Below are 19,402 nucleotides of genomic sequence, written 5' to 3' on the forward strand. Positions count from 1 at the left end.
TAAATAGTTGTAATAATTTATAATATATAGTAATTAAGACCTATTTTTACATATTAAAGGAATCTTATGTCGAATATAATGTTATACTTAAGTAGTTGAAAAATATATTAATGTAAAAAGAGGTGGAAGAATGAAATCAAAATTTAAAAAATTAGTATTAGGTATTATGGTTTTATCATGTATAGCTTTACTATTTGGGTGCTCAAATAGTGTTTCTAAATCTCCTGCTAAAGAATATAGCAATAAATTAAACACTTTTAAAATTTCAGTTGCAGGAGAATGGATTGTAGAAGAAAATACAAATGAAAATAATATTACTTTGGATAATGAAGACAAAAGTTTAACAATTACTATTCAGGGATTTTCAAAGAGCTTTGAAGCTATGGATCAAATAAAAGATGTTGATACATTTATTGCTTTGAAAGAGAAAACAGTACTTGCGAAGCTGATAGAAATGGGAGAAGTATCTGAAATAGAAAATGTTAAAATTGATGGAGTAAAAGCTGCTAAAGCAAATGAAATTGTAGCAGAACAAAATGGTGTAGTTGCAAAGTGTTATAATGTGTATATTGAAACTGAAAAAGCATTCTATTCTGCAACGATTACAGGAGTAGAAGAATTGTATGATAAAAATATTGAATCCTTGAAAGAAGCACTAAAAACTTTTAAGGAAGTAGAATAGATTTATTTTTGATAAGCAAATAAAAATCATGACCATATTTTTATAGTTGGTCATGATTTTATTTGCTTATAAAGAATCCTTTATATTAAAATAGTATTAAAACTAGATACAAAGAAAGGACATATATGGATATAACGTATAAAGATCAAACTATTATATTTGCAATAGAATATAAAAAAAGAAAAACTATACAAATTGAAATTGATCCTGCCTGTAGAGTTAAAGTACTTGCACCTAAAGGGACAAAAGAAGAGAGAATTGTAGAGTTAATAAAAGAAAAAGCTCCTGATATTTTAGAAAAAATTAATCAAATAAGAACAAAAGATGAAATAATAAAAGAGCAAAAGCATAAAAATGAAGGAAGTCTTTTGTATCTAGGAAATAATTACTCTATGCAAGTAATTATTGATGAGAATGTAGAAAAGGAAAGAGTCATCTTGGAGGAAGATACATTTATAATCATAGTTAAAAGCAATGAAAAGCTTATAATTGATATAGTTTTAGAAAAATATTATAAAAGAAAATGTAAAGAAATCATTGGAAAAAGAGTAGGATATTATCAAAAATATTTTAAGACTAAAGTAAAAGATGTGAAAATAGTAGTTTCTCAAAGTAAATGGGGAAGTTGTGATTCTGATAGAAATCTAGAGTTTAATTGGAGATTGATTAGAGCACCTCTAGAAGTAATAGATTATATTGTAGTTCATGAACTGTGTCATTTAGAACATATGAATCATGATAGATCATTTTGGAGATTAGTAGGAAAGATCATTCCAGACTATAAAGAAAGAAGTGAGTGGCTAAAATATAATGGAATGAGAATTTAGTATGTAGACCTGGATCAATATTTACAATGGTAGCTTTAGGATGTTTTTTAATTGATAAAGATAATTATTTGTAAAAATATAGAGGTCTATTTCTTTTTTGTCAAATTATTTTTGTAAGAAGTATTTTTTCTGAAATTAAAAAGTTTACATCTTGGAAATATTCTATTTATCTTTTAGAAAAGAAAAGAAGCTATAATTTTACTATAAGATGATAAATAGGAGGAGAAAACATGAAATTTACAAAAAAAATAGTTTGTACTTCATTGATTGCAGCAATTTCTGTATGTGGAATGACTGCTTGTGATTCAAAAGAAAAAGAAAAGGAGGTCGTAGTACTTAACAATCAACAAGACGAAATTAATGATGTTTTATCCATTAAAAAAATTGATGAAATTGATAATTTTAGAGGAGAGTATTGGCTTGGGAATGGAAAAATTTTAGGAATCGAGAACTTCAGTATTTCACATGATAATGAAAAAATTCCTAATGTAGCTATATATGATATAAATAGTGGAGAGCTTCAAACTTTAAGTAAAAATGAGGATAGTGGTAAAACATTATTATCTACTAGGGATATAATAAAAGATGAAAGATATGTATTGTATACAAAAAGATTCGACTGGTATAGTTGGGATGATAGAAAAAATGTGTATATAATTGACTTAAAAACTGGAGAAGAAAAGAAAATAGCAGAGAAAGTAAATGAAGCATCTGGATTTTTGGATGAAAATAAAATAATTTGTTCAAAAGGTATGGATCTATTTATATATGATGTAGACGGAAATGAAGAAAAAATTAAGCTTCCAAATAAACTAGTTGAAAACTTAAATGATTTTAACGAATATAGCTTTGAAAAACACTTAAAATTATATTATGATGGAGAGTCTCCTGATGATAAGGAGCTTAAAGAAGCAAAAGAAAGATATAAATATGAAAAAGAAAATAACTCTATACGATTTCCTATTAAAAAAGGTGATGAAATTTTACTAGAGACATATACTGAAGCTCCTTTTGTATATAATTTAAAAACGAAAGAATATAAAGCAACAACAAAGGCAGAGGCTAAAAAGTTTTATTATCATAGAGACAAGCAAAATACGGCTAAATTAGAAGAAAATGCTTCAGGAGAGAGAGAACTTTGGGAATTAGATGAAAATGGAAAACATAAAAAAATTATTGCGAAAGGTGATATAAGAGGAAGCGTGCAAGTTTCACCAGATAAGATAAAGGTTGCTTATCGTGTGTATGGTGAAAAAGGAGAAAAGAATATGTTTGTTTATGACTTTGAAACAGAAAAAAGCTTTAAGATTTTTTCACAATGTGTTTCAGAGGCGGATTGGGATAAAGATTCAAATCAATTTTTTATGACATCTTATAAAGAATCAGAAAATCCTCATAATTCTTATGTAACGAGTGTAGTAACTTTAAATTAGGAATATGATTTATAGAAAGAAGAGCAAATGTGCTCTTTTTTCTATTTTAAATATTATGCTAAAATAGGGTTAGATAAAAGAAAGGAGATATATATGGAAATCAAAATACTAGTAGCAGATGATGAAGACAATATAACAGATTCAATTGCCTATGCTCTAAAGCGTGAACAATATATAGTTTATAAAGCTTATGATGGGGAGGAAGCCGTAAGTCAAATACAAAATTTTCGTCCAGATTTATTGATTTTAGATGTAATGATGCCAAAGCTTAATGGTTATGAGGTTTGCAAAAAAATAGAAGATAATAACAATATGGGAATTATCATGCTTACAGCCAAAAGTGATTTGGTAGATAAAGTATTAGGCCTTGAATTAGGTGCTGATGATTATATGACAAAGCCATTTGATATGTTAGAGCTTCTTGCAAGAGTTAGATCCTTAAGTAGAAGAATAAAAAAAGGAAATAGTGACATAGAAAAAACCTCTGATGAAGTTTTAAAGATACATGAAATAAAAATATGTTTAAGAGAAAGAGTGGTTTATATAGAGAATAATATGATAGATTTAAAACCAAAAGAATTTGATCTTTTATCGTTTCTTGTAAAAAATAAGGGAAAAACCTTTACAAGAGATGAGATTCTAGATAAAGTTTGGGGACAAGATTATTTTGGAGGAACAAGAACTATTGATATACATATCCAAAGAATTAGAAAAAAGATAGGAAAATATAGTGAAATTATAAAAACTATACCTAAAATAGGATATAAAGTAGTGGAGAAAATTTATGAAAGCTAGTATAAAAATAAAATGGACTATATTTATTATTTTATTACTTATTTTTAATCTTTTTATCATAAGTTTTTTTATGTTAAAAGGAATAGAAAAAAACCAAAGACAATCTTATGAAGCATTTTTAAAAGACAATAGTAAAACGGCAAATCTTTATATAAGGGAGAAATTTCTTTCTAGTGATTATGAAGATTGTAATAAATTTTATACTGAAAATGCACAAGAAATAGGATTTAATTTAGGGAGAATATTAGATTTGTATATATCATTTTATGATATGAAAGGAAATTTGATATCAAGTATACAAAGTGATATAAAAGATGAAAAAAATCTAAAAATCATGAAGGAAGCTTTAAATAACAAAATCGTATATGAAAAAAATAATGAAAAGATATTGTATCTAGCTCCTGTATATGATTTAAAAAAACAAATTGGTGTATTAAAATTTGAATATGATACGCAAAAAGAAAAAGCTTTTTATAAAGAAATCAGACTGCTTTTCTTAGAAGTTGGAATAGCTTCGATTGTTGTGACTTATTTATTGGCACGTTTTTATTTTTCAAAAATTGTTCATAACATCTTAGGACTTAAAAAATCTGTAAAAGAAATTGAAAAAGGAAATTATGAAGCTGTAAAAATATTAGATGAAAAAGATGAAATTGGGGATTTGAGTAAAGGCATATATTTTATGGCAAGTAGAATAAAAGGAAATATGAATGAGATTCATAATGAAAAAGAAAAACTACAGCTGGCTGTAGAAAAACTTCAAAGATTAGAGAAGCAGCAAAAAGAATTTATAGGAAATATTACTCATGAATTTAAAACTCCACTAACTGTAATAAAAGCACAAATAGATTTGATGACCCTTTATAAAGATGATGAAGATATGGTACATAAATCAAAGGAAATAGCAGAAAAAGAATTAAAAAGATTAGATAGCATGGTAGAGAATATACTTTATTTATCAAGAATTGAAAAATATGATTTTGAATTAAAAAAAGAAAAAATAGATACAAAAAAAGTTCTCATAGATATATGTAATAGAATGAGTGGAAAAGCTTCTAAATTTGGCATAGAAATCATAAAAAATATCCAGTCAGCTTATATTTTTATGGATTGTGAAAGCTTTATGCAAATATTTATAAACCTTATAGACAATGCAATCAAATACAATATAAGTGATGGAAAAATATATATAAGAAGCTATGTAAGAGATAATTACAACTATATTGAAATAGAAGATACAGGGATCGGAATACCCTGTGAGTATAGAGAAAAAATATTTGATCCCTTTTATACAGTAGATAAAAATCGATCAAAAAAGTTCTCGGGAACTGGGCTAGGACTTTCTCTTGTCCATAACCTTGTAAAAAAACAAAAGGGACGGTTAACTATTTTAAACTCTAAAGTGGGAACTATTTTTCAAATTATATTTCCTATTTATAATGAAAAATGAGAAATACCATATCTACTATTTTGGGTATATTATAATATTTAGGGAGGATTCAATATGTTTTATTTAAATAAATTTTATTCAGAATATAAATGGGAGGACATAAAAGAAAAAGGAATATTTAAATATATATTAGTTGATGTAACATTATATAAAATAATTGTTCAAGGAATGATTTTATGTATTCTTAATGGTATTTTTACTGGGGCTATATCAAATGTGAATCAATTTTATTTTAGAGATATATTTATAAAATTATTATTATTTTCTTTATTGGGAGTAACTATTGGATATTTAGAATGGAATTTTTTAAAACAATTAGGAAAGAAAGATTCAAAACTTGATTTTAATATGTTTTTAAGATTTATAGTGATATATGGAGTCCTTAACTGGGGTGTATTATTAGGGATTGCTGTAAGTAATTATTTCTTAAAGGATTTTATTATGAAGTTAATTATTTGGGGAATGGTAGGAATGGTATATGGAATAATATTATGGTGGATTCATTATGATAAATTTAAAAAGCTTTCAAATGGAACAAGGGATGGAACAAGGGACAGTTAAATATTAATATGAACAAGGTGAACAAGGGACGGTTAAATATTAAGAATAATAAATGATAATATGCAGAAACTACTCCTAAAAGAACAAAGGAGTAGGTTTTTTATGCCTAGAGTAGCTCGAGTAAAAAGCGAAGAAGGAATTTATCATATTATGTTTCGGAGTATAAGTGAAGTGAATTTGTTTTTAGATGATATAGACAAAATAAAATATTTCAAATTGTTTCAAAAATATCAAAAGAAGTATCAATTTAAGGTATATGCCTATTGTTTGTTAGATAATCATGGACATATGATCATAGATTGTAATGGAGCAGACATATCTAAAATTATGCATAGTATTAATTTTTGCTATGCTCAATATTTTAATAGAAAATATAATAGGCATGGGCATTTATTCCAAGATAGATTCAAGAGCAAATTGATTAAAGATGAAAAATATTTGATTACATTATCTGCGTATATTCATAACAATCCTAAGGATTTGCCTAATTATAAAAATCAAGTAGAAAGATATCCATTTTCTAGTTTAAATGATTATATCAAAGGAAGCAACAGTTTTGAAATATTAGATATTTCTTTTCTAAGTCAACTACTTAATTTAACTAATAAAAAAAATAAGAAAACTTATATTGAATTTGTAAAACAATGCGAAAATGAAAATGATTCTATTGATGTAGAATTTGAAAAAGTTGAAAATGTATATAAAAGCGAAAGAAGAATTATTCCAAGAAACTATACAGGAGAAGAAGTTGTAGAAATGGTAGCTAAACATTTAAAAATAGAGCAAAATAGAGTATATGTAAAATATAAAAGGAAATACGTAAAATTAAGAGCCATTAGTTGTTTTTTAATGAGCTGTTATTGTAATATGACTCAAAAGAGGATATGTAGATTAATAGGAAATATTACTCAGACGAGAGTTTCAAATTTATCTATGATAGGTATGGAGATGGCTTTTAAAGAAGACGGATTGTTAGAGAAATTTTTAAAAAGTGCTTAAGCTTAAATAAATATTTACAGAAATCAAGGGGTTATTTTGAGTGCCTAAAAATAAAATAGAATCCAATAAAGGAGTCTTTTATCTTGTGATAAAGGATTTTTTTATTGTAATATTAAAATTTATTAACCGTCCCCAAACCCTATTAACCGTCCCCAAACCCGTTCTAAACCCTACAAAACTGCCCAAAACTGAAACCAAAACCCAAAAACCATGTGATAAATCTAAAGTAATGAATAGATATATGAAATAGATATACGTACAGTTAAAGTTATTATTTAAATATATGAGGGAAATATGTTGATTTATGGTAATGGGAATGTTTTAATATTATTAGGCAAGGAATATTTTGTTATTTAAATAGTTGGAATGTTCTTAAAGTTAATACATTAGAGTAAAAAGGAGAGTATCTATGAAAAACATAATTACAATTTTTTTATTATTGTCTTTATTGCTGAATTTATGTGCATGTAGTTTTGCAGAAAATAAAGATTTGCAAGGATCAGAAGAGGAATTATTAAGAAAAGAGGTGCATTTAAAGAAAGTTTTAGATATAGATTTAAGCAAATTTAAATTATGTGATCTTGCTAATGATTTTATTAACATAAAGGAGATGGAGTTTAAAGGAAAATATAATATAGATACACTATATAAAAAAGGAGTCAAAATGGAGGGCGGATTAAGATTTACCAACAGATTTGAAGATAATATTATAGGCAACTTAAAGATGGGAATGAATACTGAGGAGTTTATTCAGAACATAGGGCAACCAAATATTAAGAACGAAAAAATAGAATTATTAGGATATAAAACAGAAAAATATTATTTGATTATTAAGGGAAATAAAAAAGTAGAAGAAGTTTCTTTCATTAAGAGAGATTTCATTTCAAAAGACTATAAGAATCTATTATATGATTTTGTAAAGAATGGAGAAGAAAAAGGTTATTATACTTCTTATGATACTTTTATGGAAAAATATCATAAATATTTATCTAAGTCTCATATTAGAGGCGGAGGATGGCTTGTACGATATCCAGGAATAGAATTTGAGCTTTTTGATGAAATAAAGATACGAGTATATAATGATTTTGATGGAACTTTAGTGAAGGAAAATAAGAATGTAAAAATTACTTATATAGATAAAGATTTCGTATTTAAGGGAGAAGAAATCTATTATTCATGGGAAGAGATTTTACAAAAAGAGATACAAAAAAACGGAATCTTATCTCCTTATAAAAAATATCTTGCTTATAAGGAGGATGGTGGTACTTATGAAAATGCTAGTATTCTTATAAGATATTGTGACTATAGTAAAGCGGACGAAAGAATATATCCTGGATATTTTGTAGATAACTTAAAGTGGATTAGTGATAGATATTTATTTTTTACTGCTGGTTTTAAAGGATTGTTTTTATATGATGTAAAGAATAGTCAATCAATCAATTTAATAGATAGACTGGAAGGGGAAGAAGTATATCCAGAGTATGAATTAAAGTCTATAGATTCAAATAGTATCCAATATATAAACGAACATGGGGAAAAAATTATACTTAATTATGAATTTGATGATGAAGGAAATATTAATATAAGAAATAAAAAGAATAATAAAGAAAATAATAAAGACAAAGTTAAAAAAGGATGAAGATTATATTAATGTTTTAAAGATTAGTAATATTACAGATGCAACGGCATCTGAACTATATCAATAAAATAGACTTATTTTCTTTTGATAAAAATGCCCATCTGCTTATAACATAAGGGTGTTTTTATTTCTTTTGGCACAAGGATCTAAATAAATGAGTATAATGAAATATAAAATTTACGATCTAAAAGGAGGAGATTTCAATGGAGCTTTCAAAAAATGTTCAACATGACTTGTTATTGATAATTACTTCCATGTTGTTTATTCTCTTTGTAACAGGTTGTGCAGGTCCTTCTGAAATATCTGATGAAACGAGAATTATTCCAGTCATATAAAATATTTGTAAAATCAGTTTACAAAAAGGAGGAGGAATTAGTGTCTTCAAAAGATCCAATGGATTTACTTTTAAAAAAAGTCATGGAAGAATTTGGAATACAAGAAGAGTATGAGCGGATGAAGCGAGATCGTAAAAATTGCAATAAAGCTAATTTAACTCCAGGTCAAATATTAGTGATAGCGGCTTTGTTAGGTGGAGTTTTAGAGGTAACTTCTATTTTAATAGATAAAGATCAATTAGTACAAATTGTTTTGAGTGGTTCTTTAAAAAGACCAAAGGCTAAATCCCAGTTAGAACAAATCATGGATCAAGTGGGAGGTATGCCTTTTGATCAAGTAATGAAGAATTTATTGAGGAGATATTGATGAAAAATGGATAATAAAAAAGCATATTTGTAGATGAATAGATGGATATAAATAAAATGATGGACAAGCAGGTGGAATTTTCTGAAAAAAGATATATATATAAATATTAAAATATTAAAATATATCATCTTCAATATACGATCAAATATATTGTAATCAAATCGATAAAAAGTTCAAATAAACTTAGCGTAAAAGTATGGGAAAATGACTAAAAATGTTATATAATAAATTTTTTTGAAAAAAAAGGATATTGTGATATATGTAGAGAATACTCTATTGACAAAAGAAAGATAATGATATGAAAAGTCCGTAATTCTAAAAAGCGTGAATAATTTAAATATTAAACATATAGATTGTTTTATAGATTTGAAGATAGTTATGCATGATTTTTAAAGATTTTCATATATTTTAAAAAAGGGGGGAGCTTTTTTATTGATGATTTTGTAAAACAAAAAAAGAAAAATTAAGGGGGAAAAATCATGACAAAAAAAAAGAGATTATTATCGGGGTTAACCATAGGTATTATGCTTATAGGATTATTAGGAGGCTGCGGTAGTCAATCAACAGATACAAGTAGTGAACAGCCAGAAGAAACAAAACAAGTTTTTGTAAATATTGGAACTGGAGGAACAGCAGGTACATATTTCCCATTAGGGGGAGCTTTTTCTGAAATATGGAATAATAACATAAAAGGAGTAAATGCTACTGCTCAAAGTACAGGAGCTTCTGTAGCAAATATTAACTTATTGAAAGATAAAAAAGTTGAAGTAGTAATTGTACAAAATGATGTCGCTTGGTATACAGAAAATGGAGAAGAAATGTTTAAGGATGCTAAGTATGAAGACATTAGAGGATTAAATACTATGTATAGTGAACCTCTTCAACTCATTACTACAGATCCAAAGATTAAAACGGTAGCAGATTTAAAAGGTAAAAATGTTGCAGTAGGGGCTATTGGTAGTGGAGTAGAAGCTAATGCTAGACAAATTATAGCTGCTGCTGGAATGGATTTTGAAAAAGATATTAAGGCAAAATTTTTATCCTTCTCAGAAGCATCATCAGGACTTAAAGACAAACAAGTAGACGCAGCATTTTTAACAGCAGGAATTCCAACTGCTGCAATTCAAGATTTAGGAGCTCAAAATGATGTACACGTAGTACCTGTAGATGGAGAAATAGCAGATAAGCTATTAGAAAAATACAAATTCTTTACAAAATTCACTATACCTGCAAATACTTATAAAGGACAAACAGAAGATATACAAACTTTAACAGTTAAAGCTATGCTTGCTGTAAATGCTGATTTAGACGAAGAATTAGCATATCAAATGGTAAAAACTATTTATGATAATCACGATAGAATAGTAGCAGCTCATAATGTAGGGAAAAATATTACAAAAGATACAGGACTAGAAGGAATGTCTATCACACTTCATCCTGGAGCTGAAAAATACTTTAAAGAAGAAGGATTATTAAAATAAGGAGATTAAAGTAATTTGGACAAAAAAGGTATAGGGAGATGGAACATAATTATTGTATGTATGTTGCTTGTAGGAGTAATTCTTATCACGGACTCAAAAAGTAAAAAGGTATTAGTCATTGAGGATTTAGACGAAAACATCAAACATGAATTTATTCTTCCGGACTCAAAATTTAGCATTGGATATACACATTCTGTATTATTAACTCCAGTAGAAGAATTTTTTCAGATAAAGAATAAAAATGAGTTATCGCTTTATAAAACTATATATGAATCCTTTGGGGTAGGGCTTCCGTATTCACAACAAGAAGGAGACTTTGAGATCAAGAATGGAAAATTTATATTAAAAATAAATAGAGATTTTCATGATATTCATTTAAGAGTATCGCCAATTCCTAAACATTGGTTATCTGTTGGTGATCATAGGTATGAACTTATAGATTTAGTAAAGAAACCTGATGACTTGATTAAAATTTATATCGTAGATAGATATGATCCATTCTCAAACCTCTTGTAACAAAAGGGGTTTGGGAAGAATTTTTTTATTGAGATTTAGGATAAAAGTATTATAGAGACAAGAGAAGATGTTGAGAAAGGGGATATAAAATGAAACAAAATAAAGATATAAAACCCCAAGGAATAGATGAAATAAGTGCGGGTGATACACAAGATATATTAAGAAAATATGATAAGGGTTCCGATTTTCGTGAACTAAAAGGAGTTGCAGGTAAAGTTATATCTGCTATTTTAATATGTTTTACTCTTTTTCAATTATATACAGGTATATTTGGAGTTATGGATGCTATGCTTCAAAGAGCAGTACATTTAGCTTTTGGTTTATCTTTGGTATTTCTTTTATATCCATCTAGAAAAAGTTGGTCAAGAGAGAAGATGCATCCTGTAGATATTTTACTTGCTATTACAGCAGCAGCAGTGTGCATGTATGTAGTAGTTTTTTACAAAGAGCTCGTATTAAGAGCTGGAACTGTAAGTCAAACAGATATGATTATAGGGATTATGGCTATTATTTTAGTATTAGAGGCTGCTAGAAGAGTAATTGGGTGGCCTATGGTAATTATCGCATTATTATTTATATTATATGCATTATTTGGAATTTATGTTCCAGGGCAACTTGCTCATAGAGGGGTAGATATTGAAAATTTGGTACAACAATTATTTTTTACAACAGAAGGAATATTTGGTATTCCTATAGGAGTATCTTCTACTTTTATATTTATGTTTTTATTATTTGGAGCTTATCTTGAAAAGACTGGAATGGGAGAATTTTTTATTGATAGTGCCAATGCTTTAGCTGGATTTGCAGCTGGAGGACCTGCAAAGGTTGCTGTAATTTCTAGTGGTTGCATGGGAACATTAACAGGAAGTTCTGTAGCAAATGTAGTTGGAACAGGGAGCTTTACGATTCCTATGATGAAGAAGTTAGGGTATAAGAGCGAGTTTGCTGGAGCTGTTGAGGCGACTGCATCAACAGGTGGACAATTGATGCCACCGATCATGGGAGCTGCAGCTTTTCTTATGGCAGAATTTACAAATACTCCATATGTAAATATTATTTCTGCTGCTTGTATTCCAGCACTCTTATATTATTTTGGAGTATTTTCTGGAGTACATTTTGAGGCTAAAAAGCTTGGCTTAGAAGGAATTTCAAGAGATAGACTTCCCAAGTTTGGTAAAATAATGAAACAAAGAGGGCATCTGCTTATTCCAATTATTATTGTAGTTTATTTATTGGTTGCAGGGTATACACCTATTCGAGCAGCATTAGGTGCTATTGTTACATCCATTTTATGTGCATCTATCAAGAAAGAAACAAGACTTAGCTTTAAGGATATAGTAGATGGGCTAGAAAAAGGTGCAAGAGGAGCTTTAACAGTAATTGCTGCATGTGCTTGTGCAGGAATTATTATCGGAGTTGTAACTCAAACAGGGTTAGGACTTAAAATGGGTTCAATTCTTGTTAGTATTGCAAATGGAAAGCTTTTTCTTACTCTATTTTTCACTATGATTACTTCTTTGATTTTAGGAATTGGAGTTCCTACGACTGCCAATTATGTAATCACATCTACTATTGCAGCACCAGCTCTTTTGATGATGGATGTTCCTATAATGGCAGCTCATATGTTCGCTTTTTATTTTGGGATTGTTGCTGATGTAACACCGCCTGTTTGTTTAGCAGCTGTTGCAGCGGCTGGAGTGGCAAAATCTGAACCTATGAGAACAGGTGTTCAAGCTGCAAGGCTTGCTATAGCAGCATTTTTAATTCCATATATTTTTGTATATAGTCCAGAACTTTTACTTATTGATGTTCAGCCTTTAGAGATGATTTTGATTCTTATTACAGCACTAATAGGAATCATATGTGTAGCAGCAGCTCTTACAGGATATTTAAGAGCAAATATGTCTATGATAGAGAGGATGATATTTGCTGTTGGAGGAGTACTACTTGTAACTACAGATATAAGGCTAAATATAGTAGGGATAATTCTCCTGGCAGGAGGATATTGGATGCAAAGAGAAAAGGTGAAACAAGAAATGGTTGCATAACCTATAAAAAGTCAGGCTCACTATAGTTTATAGTGAGCTTGCTAGTATTTATGATATTATATGTAAAAATATTGATTAATTTAGTGTTTGGTGATATACTCAAGGTTAAAAATATTTATGCTTAGAGGTAAAAAATGATAGAAAAATATATGAGAGAAGCATTGAGAGAAGCAAAAAAGGCTATGGAATTAGAAGAGGTTCCTATAGGGGCAGTAATTGTTAAAGATGGACAAATTATTGCAAGAGCTCATAACTTAAGAGAAACATTTAAAGATCCTATAGCTCATGCAGAAATATTAGCTATTCAAAAGGCAGCTAAATTCTTAGGAGGATGGAGATTATCAGGCTGTGATCTTTATGTAACAGTAGAACCTTGCCCTATGTGTGCAGGAGCTATTATTCTTTCAAGAATAGATACTTTAGTGATAGGAACTATGGACCCTAAAGGTGGAGGTGCAGGTTCTTTGTTTAACATTCCAGAGGATAATCGATTAAATCATCAAACAAAAGTAATAAGAGGAATATTAAAGAATGAATGTGCACAACTTATGAAAGATTTTTTTAAATATCTTAGGAATAAAAAAAGTGGTTGTAGCTAATTTGCTAAAACCACTTTTACTTTGTAGAATGTCTTTTGTGAAGCTTAAAACAACGAAGAGATCTAATAAAAAGAGATATTTTACTAGAAATATGAAATTTTAATTGACTTAAAAATTTAATTTTAGAAGTCCATATAGAATATAGTCTAGAAAAAGAAAAAGTTTCTAGTAGAAAGCAAATAAAAATAATTGTTAAAGATAAGATAGCATAATATATGTTGTCTAGATAATTAGAAAGCATTCCTAATATGGCAGCAATCAGTACTAACAGCAAAGTCATGTAAAATTTGTTCATTTATGTCACCTCATCATTTAGCATCTATATTAAAATATATCATTTTTGAATATCAAAAAGAATATAAATTATAAAATATTTATAAAAATTTTTGTCATTTTTGATTCTACTTATAATAAATCAATAGTATAAGAGAAGGAAAATTTGGATTTGATAAGAAGGATTATTTGCTATAGGAGTAAAAGAATAGTTTGTTCCATTGTTTATGTTTTGGATCTAGGGGTATCTTTAATGTATACAAATTGAAAAGAGTAAAGGGGGATTTAAAATGAAAAAAATATTAATTGCTTATGATGGTTCAAAGTATGCCAATAAAGCTCTGTTTAAAGGAAGTGAGATTGCAGAGAAATTTGGTAGCGATTTAAAAATACTTTATGTTATAGACGATACTCCATATCGAAAAGGATTAATAGAAGCAGATGCTGCATTTCAAAAATTAAAAGAAGCTGTTTTAGAAAAAAGTCAGGAAATTTTAGAAAAGGGATTAAAGAATTTAGAAAATTTCAGTGGAAAAATAGATTCTGCAATAGAATTTGGACATCCTGCTCATAAAATTATTGATGTAGCTGAAAAAGAGGAGATGGATTTAATCGTAATGAGTAATAGAGGGTTAGGATCTTTTCAAAAGGTGATGCTAGGAAGTGTATCTCATAAAGTATTAAGTCATTCAAAGGTACCTGTTTTAATTGTAAAATAATGTATAGCTTTTTATAGAGAAATATTCTATTAATGTATGATTTATATAAATAGTATATAGTCAAGTATAAAAAGTCTTCCAAAGGAAGACTTTTTATACAAATTAAATTTCATCCGTTATTAATTGACCCATTTCTTTAGTGCCTACTTGTTTTTTACCTATGCTCATAATATCTTTTGTTCTATATCCATTTTCTAAAACTTTGAATACAGCTATTTCAATTGTGGTAGCTTCTTCTTCAAGTTGAAATGAGTATTTTAACATCATAGCAGCAGACAATATTGTAGCAATTGGATTTGCTAAATCCTTTCCGGCAATATCAGGAGCAGAACCATGTATTGGCTCATACATACCTAGTCCACTTTTACCTAAGCTTGCAGATGGAATGATTCCTATGGAACCTGTGATTTGACTTGCTTCATCAGAAATAATATCTCCAAACATATTTGTTGTAACTATTACATCAAAGCTTGAAGGATTTTTAATCAGTTGCATAGTAGCATTATCAACATACAAATGGTCAAGTTCTACTTGTGGATAGTCTTTTTTAACTTCGAGAATTACTGAACGCCATAACCTTGATGATGCGAGTACGTTTGCTTTATCAATATTTGTAACTTTTTTGTTTCTAAGCATTGCAATATCAAAAGCAGTCTTAGCGATTCGTCTAACTTCTTCAACTGCATACATCTCAGTATCCCAAGCGGCTTGACCCAAATGAGTTTCTTTGATTCCTCTTTCGCCAAAATACATTCCGCCAGTTAATTCTCTCACAACAATAAAGTCTATACCTTTGCTAGAAATTTCATCTTTTAATGGACATGCATCTTTTAATGTATCATATAAGACTGCTGGACGTAGATTTGCATAAAGTCCTAACTCGCTTCTTAAACCTAACAATGCTTTTTCAGGACGTTTTTCTACTGGAAGTGTATCCCATTTATGGCCACCAACAGCTCCAAGTAAGATACTATCACTACTTTTACAAATATCTAAAGTTTTTTGGGGAAGAGGTTCACCAAATTTATCAATAGCTATTCCTCCTGCATCTACTTCAATAAATTTAAATTGATGTCCAAACTTATGACCAATTTTATTTAATACTTTTGTTGCTTGTTCGATTATGTCTGGACCTATTCCGTCGCCTGAAATTACTGATATATTAAAATTCATAAATAACTCCTTTCCTATAATTACGAGATTTGAGATGATACGAAAAAATATTATGAATCTAACTTTTCTTTTAATGTATTGATAAGTCCCTCTTTTGCAATGATATCATTCATAAATTTAGGGAAGGGTTGCGCTTGATAAAATTCATTTTTTGTTAAATTTGTGATGATACCAGTTGAAAAGTCTACTTCAATTTGGTCACCAGATTGAATTCTTTCAGCTGCTTCACTACATTCTAAAATTGCAAGTCCTGTATTGATGGCATTTCTATAAAATATTCTTGCGAATGAGTGAGCGATTACGCAAGATATACCGCAAGCTTTTATTGCAATGGGTGCGTGTTCCCTTGATGATCCACAGCCAAAGTTTTTTGTAGCAACAATAATATCACCTTGTTGTACTTTTTTTACAAAGTCGATATCAATATCCTCCATACAATGCAGAGCCAACTCTTTTGGATCTGAGGAGTTTAGATATCTTGCTGGGATGATTACATCTGTATCAACATTTTCTCCATATTTAAAAACTTTTCCGTTTGCTTTCATTTTTGAAACTCCTCTCCTTAGACGGATTCTGGGTCTTTAATTTTACCTGCCAAAGCTGATGCTGCTGCAACTGCAGGACTGGCTAAATACACTTCTGAATCAACATGACCCATTCTTCCTACAAAATTACGATTTGTTGTTGAAATACATCTTTCACCTTTTGCTAAAATACCCATATGTCCACCTAAACAAGGTCCACACGTTGGGGTGCTAACAGTTGCACCAGCTTCTACAAAATCTTCGATCAATCCTTCTCTAAGTGCTTGCAGATATATTTTTTGTGTGCCAGGAAAAATAATGACTCTTACATTTTTAGCTATTTTTTTGCCTTTTAATATTTTAGCAGCAATTCTTAAGTCTTCCATTCTTCCGTTTGTACAAGATCCAATGACAACTTGATCAATTGTTATTTCTTCAACTTCATCAATGGTTTTTGTATTTTCTGGCAAATGAGGAAATGCCACTGTAGGTCTTAATTTTGATAAGTCAATTTCAATAATTTCATCATAGTTTGCATCATCATCTGCTTCAAAAACTTTAAACTCTTTTACTGAATGTTCTTTTAAATATTCTATTGTTTTTTCATCTACTGGGAAAATACCATTTTTTCCACCAGCTTCAATGGCCATATTTGCAATAGTAAATCGATCATCCATTGTTAAATATCTTAATCCATCACCACAAAATTCCATAGATTTATACAATGCACCATCAACTCCAATTAATCCGATGATATGCAAAATAATATCTTTTCCGCTAACCCATTTAGCGGGTTTGTTTTTAAGTATAAATTTGATTGCAGATGGAACTTTAAACCATGTGTATCCACTTGCCATACCACAAGCCATATCTGTGCTTCCAACACCAGTAGAGAAGGCACCTAATGCACCATAGGTGCAAGTGTGTGAATCTGCACCTATTACAACATCTCCTGCTACAACCAATCCTTTTTCAGGTATTAAGCAATGTTCTATACCCATGGAGCCTACATCAAAAAAGTTATCAATATTTTTATCTATGGCAAATTCACGACACATTTTACAATGCTCAGCAGATTTTATATCTTTATTAGGTGTAAAATGGTCTAAAATAATTGCAACTTTTTCATGATCAAAAACTTTATTTACACCAATTTTTTTAAATTCTTTGATAGCAACTGGAGTTGTAACATCATTTCCTAAAACCAGATCTAATTTTGCTTCGATTAACTGACCAGCACAGACTTCTTTAAGTCCTGCGTGTGTAGCTAAAATTTTTTGAGTCATTGTCATTCCCATTTTATGTCCTCCTTCAAAAGTTTTGCTATGAGTATATAAGAGCATTACATTATTTGTTTCTTATTAAAATTTAAATAAAAGCTTTGATTTTCTTTTCAATATCTTTTATTAACTTGTATTCAATGGAGTCCACTAAAGCTATCCAGCTTGCTTCTATAATATCTTTGGAAACACCAATTGTTGACCAGCTTTCTAAACCATCTGTTGATTCTATCAAAACACGAACCTTAGAAGCGGTAGCACTATTGCTATCTATGACTCTTACTTTATAATCTGTTAAATGAACTTTTGAAAGTTCAGGGTAAAAGATTTCTAATGCTTTTCTAAGAGCTTTATCTAGTGCATTGACAGGTCCATCTCCATCTGAGGCTGTAATTTCCATTTTACCGTCAACTATTACTTTTATTAGTGCTGTTGCAGATTTACCTTTTTCATAAGGTTGTTCTCCTATGATTTTAAAATTTTCAAGTTTGAAAAAAGGAGTATACTTTCCTAATTGTTTTCTTATTATTAATTCAAAAGTTCCTTCTGCACCCTCAAACTGGTAACCTTCGTATTCTAACTCTTTTAATCGAGTCATTATTTTTTCTGTTTCTGGAGAGTTTTTAGTAACATATGGTGCTATTTTTTGAATTTTTGAAAGTATTGTACTACGGCCACCAACTTCACTAGTTAGAAATTTTCTTTCGTTTCCAACAAGTGTAGGGTTAATATGTTCAAAACTATGGGATGCTTTTGCAACACCATCAATATGCATACCTGCTTTATGTGCAAAAGCTTTTTTCCCAACAAACGGTGACTGATCATTTAAATTTACATTAGATACTTCAGCTATAAAACGTGAGGTTGTTGTAAGTGTTTTTAAATGATCATTTTGTACACAATGATAATGATCTTTTAACTGTAAACAGGGTATAATGGTTGCTAGATTTGCATTACCACAACGTTCTCCAAATCCAAGAAAGGTACCTTGAATATGTTCTATGCCTGCTTTGACTGCAATAATAGAATTTGCTACAGCCATTTCACAATCATTGTGGCAATGTATTCCTATTGAAACTTTTTTAAACTTTTCTTTAACGATTTTAGTAATTTCAAAAATTTCATTAGGAAAAGTTCCACCATTTGTATCACATAAAATCACACAATCAGCGCCAGCAGCTATGGCAACTTGTAATACTTTTAATGCATATTCTGGATTGTTTTTATATCCATCGAAAAAATGTTCTGCATCAAAGAAAACTTCTTTATTTTTAGATTTTAGATAAATGATTGTTTCTGAAATCATTTTAAGGTTTTCATTTAGTGTTGTTTGAATGATTTCTGTTACATGGAAATCCCAGCTTTTTCCGAAAATCGTGATAGTATTTGTATTTGCATTTAATAGTGATTGAACATGAGGATCTTTTTCTACGGGGATATCTCGTCTTCGAGTACTTCCAAAAGCAGAAATTTTTGAATTTTTAAGATGGACATCTTTTAATCTTTTAAAAAATTCTAAATCTTTTGGGTTAGAACTAGGATTTCCAGCTTCAATATAATGTACACCAAACTCATCTAAAGCCTTCACTATTTTTAGTTTATCTTCTACAGAAAATGAAATATCTTCTGCTTGTGCTCCATCTCTTAATGTAGAATCAAATATTGTAATTTTTTTTATCAAAGTTCACTCACCCTCATACA

20 protein-coding genes are annotated in these 19,402 nt (G+C 29.1%); 15 read left to right on the forward strand and 5 right to left on the reverse strand.

Annotated elements, in window-relative coordinates; genetic code table 11:
- The first annotated feature begins 130 nt into the window (after nucleotides 1-130).
- The 14 genes from EK368_RS13800 (at nucleotide 131) to tadA (ending at nucleotide 13,732) form a co-directional block, all read left to right on the forward strand.
- Nucleotides 131-682: a hypothetical protein gene (locus EK368_RS13800; RefSeq protein WP_129600658.1), complete on the forward strand. Its 552-nt coding sequence runs from the start codon at nucleotides 131-133 to the stop codon at nucleotides 680-682.
- A gap of 125 nt (nucleotides 683-807) precedes the next feature.
- The gene (locus EK368_RS13805; protein WP_129600660.1) at nucleotides 808-1,509 is read left to right on the forward strand and encodes a M48 family metallopeptidase; all 702 of its coding nucleotides are present in this window, start codon (nucleotides 808-810) and stop codon (nucleotides 1,507-1,509) included.
- Nucleotides 1,510-1,739: 230 nt separating this feature from the next.
- Complete coding sequence (locus tag EK368_RS13810; protein WP_129600661.1) at nucleotides 1,740-2,942, forward strand: TolB-like translocation protein; 1,203 nt, start codon at nucleotides 1,740-1,742, stop codon at nucleotides 2,940-2,942.
- A gap of 93 nt (nucleotides 2,943-3,035) precedes the next feature.
- Nucleotides 3,036-3,737, forward strand: coding sequence for a response regulator transcription factor (locus tag EK368_RS13815; protein ID WP_129600662.1), 702 nt, complete (start codon nucleotides 3,036-3,038; stop codon nucleotides 3,735-3,737).
- Entirely contained in the window at nucleotides 3,727-5,187 is a 1,461-nt protein-coding gene (locus tag EK368_RS13820) for a sensor histidine kinase (protein ID WP_129600664.1), read from the forward strand. The genes EK368_RS13815 and EK368_RS13820 overlap by 11 nt, the downstream gene beginning before the upstream one ends.
- 54 nt (nucleotides 5,188-5,241) lie before the next feature.
- Complete coding sequence (locus EK368_RS13825) at nucleotides 5,242-5,748, forward strand: hypothetical protein (RefSeq protein WP_129600665.1); 507 nt, start codon at nucleotides 5,242-5,244, stop codon at nucleotides 5,746-5,748.
- 102 nt (nucleotides 5,749-5,850) lie between these two features.
- On the forward strand, nucleotides 5,851-6,747 hold the full coding sequence (locus EK368_RS13830) for a transposase (RefSeq protein ID WP_165000473.1): 897 nt from the start codon (nucleotides 5,851-5,853) through the stop codon (nucleotides 6,745-6,747).
- Nucleotides 6,748-7,156: 409 nt separating this feature from the next.
- Nucleotides 7,157-8,386: a hypothetical protein gene (locus EK368_RS13835; protein WP_129600668.1), complete on the forward strand. Its 1,230-nt coding sequence runs from the start codon at nucleotides 7,157-7,159 to the stop codon at nucleotides 8,384-8,386.
- Nucleotides 8,387-8,589: 203 nt separating this feature from the next.
- The gene (locus tag EK368_RS15305) at nucleotides 8,590-8,721 is read left to right on the forward strand and encodes a hypothetical protein (protein WP_279222284.1); all 132 of its coding nucleotides are present in this window, start codon (nucleotides 8,590-8,592) and stop codon (nucleotides 8,719-8,721) included.
- A 40-nt stretch (nucleotides 8,722-8,761) separates the two neighbouring features.
- A complete protein-coding gene (locus tag EK368_RS13840; protein ID WP_129600670.1) occupies nucleotides 8,762-9,088 on the forward strand; it encodes a hypothetical protein in 327 nt (108 codons plus the stop codon).
- 479 nt (nucleotides 9,089-9,567) lie between these two features.
- Nucleotides 9,568-10,569 carry a TAXI family TRAP transporter solute-binding subunit gene (locus tag EK368_RS13845; RefSeq protein ID WP_129600671.1) on the forward strand — a complete coding sequence of 334 codons (1,002 nt, stop codon included), beginning with the start codon at nucleotides 9,568-9,570 and terminating at the stop codon, nucleotides 10,567-10,569.
- A 15-nt stretch (nucleotides 10,570-10,584) separates the two neighbouring features.
- Nucleotides 10,585-11,085, forward strand: coding sequence for a DUF1850 domain-containing protein (locus EK368_RS13850; protein ID WP_129600672.1), 501 nt, complete (start codon nucleotides 10,585-10,587; stop codon nucleotides 11,083-11,085).
- An 89-nt stretch (nucleotides 11,086-11,174) separates the two neighbouring features.
- Complete coding sequence (locus tag EK368_RS13855; protein ID WP_129600674.1) at nucleotides 11,175-13,133, forward strand: TRAP transporter permease; 1,959 nt, start codon at nucleotides 11,175-11,177, stop codon at nucleotides 13,131-13,133.
- A 134-nt stretch (nucleotides 13,134-13,267) separates the two neighbouring features.
- On the forward strand, nucleotides 13,268-13,732 hold the full coding sequence (gene tadA, locus EK368_RS13860) for a tRNA adenosine(34) deaminase TadA (RefSeq protein ID WP_129600675.1): 465 nt from the start codon (nucleotides 13,268-13,270) through the stop codon (nucleotides 13,730-13,732).
- A gap of 16 nt (nucleotides 13,733-13,748) precedes the next feature.
- Here the strand turns inward: tadA and EK368_RS13865 are convergent, their stop codons facing one another.
- Entirely contained in the window at nucleotides 13,749-14,027 is a 279-nt protein-coding gene (locus EK368_RS13865; RefSeq protein WP_129600677.1) for a hypothetical protein, read from the reverse strand.
- Nucleotides 14,028-14,295: 268 nt separating this feature from the next.
- Here EK368_RS13865 and EK368_RS13870 point away from each other — a divergent pair, with 268 nt between their 5' ends.
- On the forward strand, nucleotides 14,296-14,724 hold the full coding sequence (locus EK368_RS13870; RefSeq protein WP_129600678.1) for a universal stress protein: 429 nt from the start codon (nucleotides 14,296-14,298) through the stop codon (nucleotides 14,722-14,724).
- Between the two features lie 102 nt (nucleotides 14,725-14,826).
- Here the strand turns inward: EK368_RS13870 and leuB are convergent, their stop codons facing one another.
- From leuB to cimA, 4 genes are all read right to left on the reverse strand, one after another.
- Nucleotides 14,827-15,897, reverse strand: a complete 1,071-nt coding sequence (leuB, locus tag EK368_RS13875) for a 3-isopropylmalate dehydrogenase (RefSeq protein ID WP_129600679.1) — start codon at nucleotides 15,895-15,897, stop codon at nucleotides 14,827-14,829.
- A 50-nt stretch (nucleotides 15,898-15,947) separates the two neighbouring features.
- A complete protein-coding gene (gene leuD / locus EK368_RS13880; RefSeq protein WP_129600681.1) occupies nucleotides 15,948-16,442 on the reverse strand; it encodes a 3-isopropylmalate dehydratase small subunit in 495 nt (164 codons plus the stop codon).
- A gap of 17 nt (nucleotides 16,443-16,459) precedes the next feature.
- A complete protein-coding gene (leuC, locus tag EK368_RS13885; RefSeq protein WP_129600682.1) occupies nucleotides 16,460-17,719 on the reverse strand; it encodes a 3-isopropylmalate dehydratase large subunit in 1,260 nt (419 codons plus the stop codon).
- Nucleotides 17,720-17,789: 70 nt separating this feature from the next.
- Nucleotides 17,790-19,382, reverse strand: coding sequence for a citramalate synthase (gene cimA / locus EK368_RS13890; RefSeq protein WP_479722773.1), 1,593 nt, complete (start codon nucleotides 19,380-19,382; stop codon nucleotides 17,790-17,792).
- Between the last annotated feature and the right edge of the window lie 20 nt (nucleotides 19,383-19,402).

Source organism: Anaerophilus nitritigenes, from assembly GCF_004138215.1.
In the GTDB taxonomy this organism is placed as follows: domain Bacteria; phylum Bacillota; class Clostridia; order Peptostreptococcales; family Thermotaleaceae; genus Anaerophilus; species Anaerophilus nitritogenes.

What these genes read in the sequence shown, in the direction of transcription:
- EK368_RS13800 (WP_129600658.1), top strand. Translation starts at nt 131, where the DNA reads ATGAAATCAAAATTTAAAAAATTAGTATTAGGTATTATGGTTTTATCA.
- EK368_RS13805 (WP_129600660.1), top strand. Translation starts at nt 808, where the DNA reads ATGGATATAACGTATAAAGATCAAACTATTATATTTGCAATAGAATAT.
- EK368_RS13810 (WP_129600661.1), top strand. Translation starts at nt 1,740, where the DNA reads ATGAAATTTACAAAAAAAATAGTTTGTACTTCATTGATTGCAGCAATT.
- EK368_RS13815 (WP_129600662.1), top strand. Translation starts at nt 3,036, where the DNA reads ATGGAAATCAAAATACTAGTAGCAGATGATGAAGACAATATAACAGAT.
- EK368_RS13820 (WP_129600664.1), top strand. Translation starts at nt 3,727, where the DNA reads ATGAAAGCTAGTATAAAAATAAAATGGACTATATTTATTATTTTATTA.
- EK368_RS13825 (WP_129600665.1), top strand. Translation starts at nt 5,242, where the DNA reads ATGTTTTATTTAAATAAATTTTATTCAGAATATAAATGGGAGGACATA.
- EK368_RS13830 (WP_165000473.1), top strand. Translation starts at nt 5,851, where the DNA reads ATGCCTAGAGTAGCTCGAGTAAAAAGCGAAGAAGGAATTTATCATATT.
- EK368_RS13835 (WP_129600668.1), top strand. Translation starts at nt 7,157, where the DNA reads ATGAAAAACATAATTACAATTTTTTTATTATTGTCTTTATTGCTGAAT.
- EK368_RS15305 (WP_279222284.1), top strand. Translation starts at nt 8,590, where the DNA reads ATGGAGCTTTCAAAAAATGTTCAACATGACTTGTTATTGATAATTACT.
- EK368_RS13845 (WP_129600671.1), top strand. Translation starts at nt 9,568, where the DNA reads ATGACAAAAAAAAAGAGATTATTATCGGGGTTAACCATAGGTATTATG.
- EK368_RS13855 (WP_129600674.1), top strand. Translation starts at nt 11,175, where the DNA reads ATGAAACAAAATAAAGATATAAAACCCCAAGGAATAGATGAAATAAGT.
- tadA (WP_129600675.1), top strand. Translation starts at nt 13,268, where the DNA reads ATGATAGAAAAATATATGAGAGAAGCATTGAGAGAAGCAAAAAAGGCT.
- EK368_RS13865 (WP_129600677.1), bottom strand. Translation starts at nt 14,027, where the DNA reads ATGAACAAATTTTACATGACTTTGCTGTTAGTACTGATTGCTGCCATA.
- EK368_RS13870 (WP_129600678.1), top strand. Translation starts at nt 14,296, where the DNA reads ATGAAAAAAATATTAATTGCTTATGATGGTTCAAAGTATGCCAATAAA.
- leuB (WP_129600679.1), bottom strand. Translation starts at nt 15,897, where the DNA reads ATGAATTTTAATATATCAGTAATTTCAGGCGACGGAATAGGTCCAGAC.
- leuD (WP_129600681.1), bottom strand. Translation starts at nt 16,442, where the DNA reads ATGAAAGCAAACGGAAAAGTTTTTAAATATGGAGAAAATGTTGATACA.
- leuC (WP_129600682.1), bottom strand. Translation starts at nt 17,719, where the DNA reads ATGGGAATGACAATGACTCAAAAAATTTTAGCTACACACGCAGGACTT.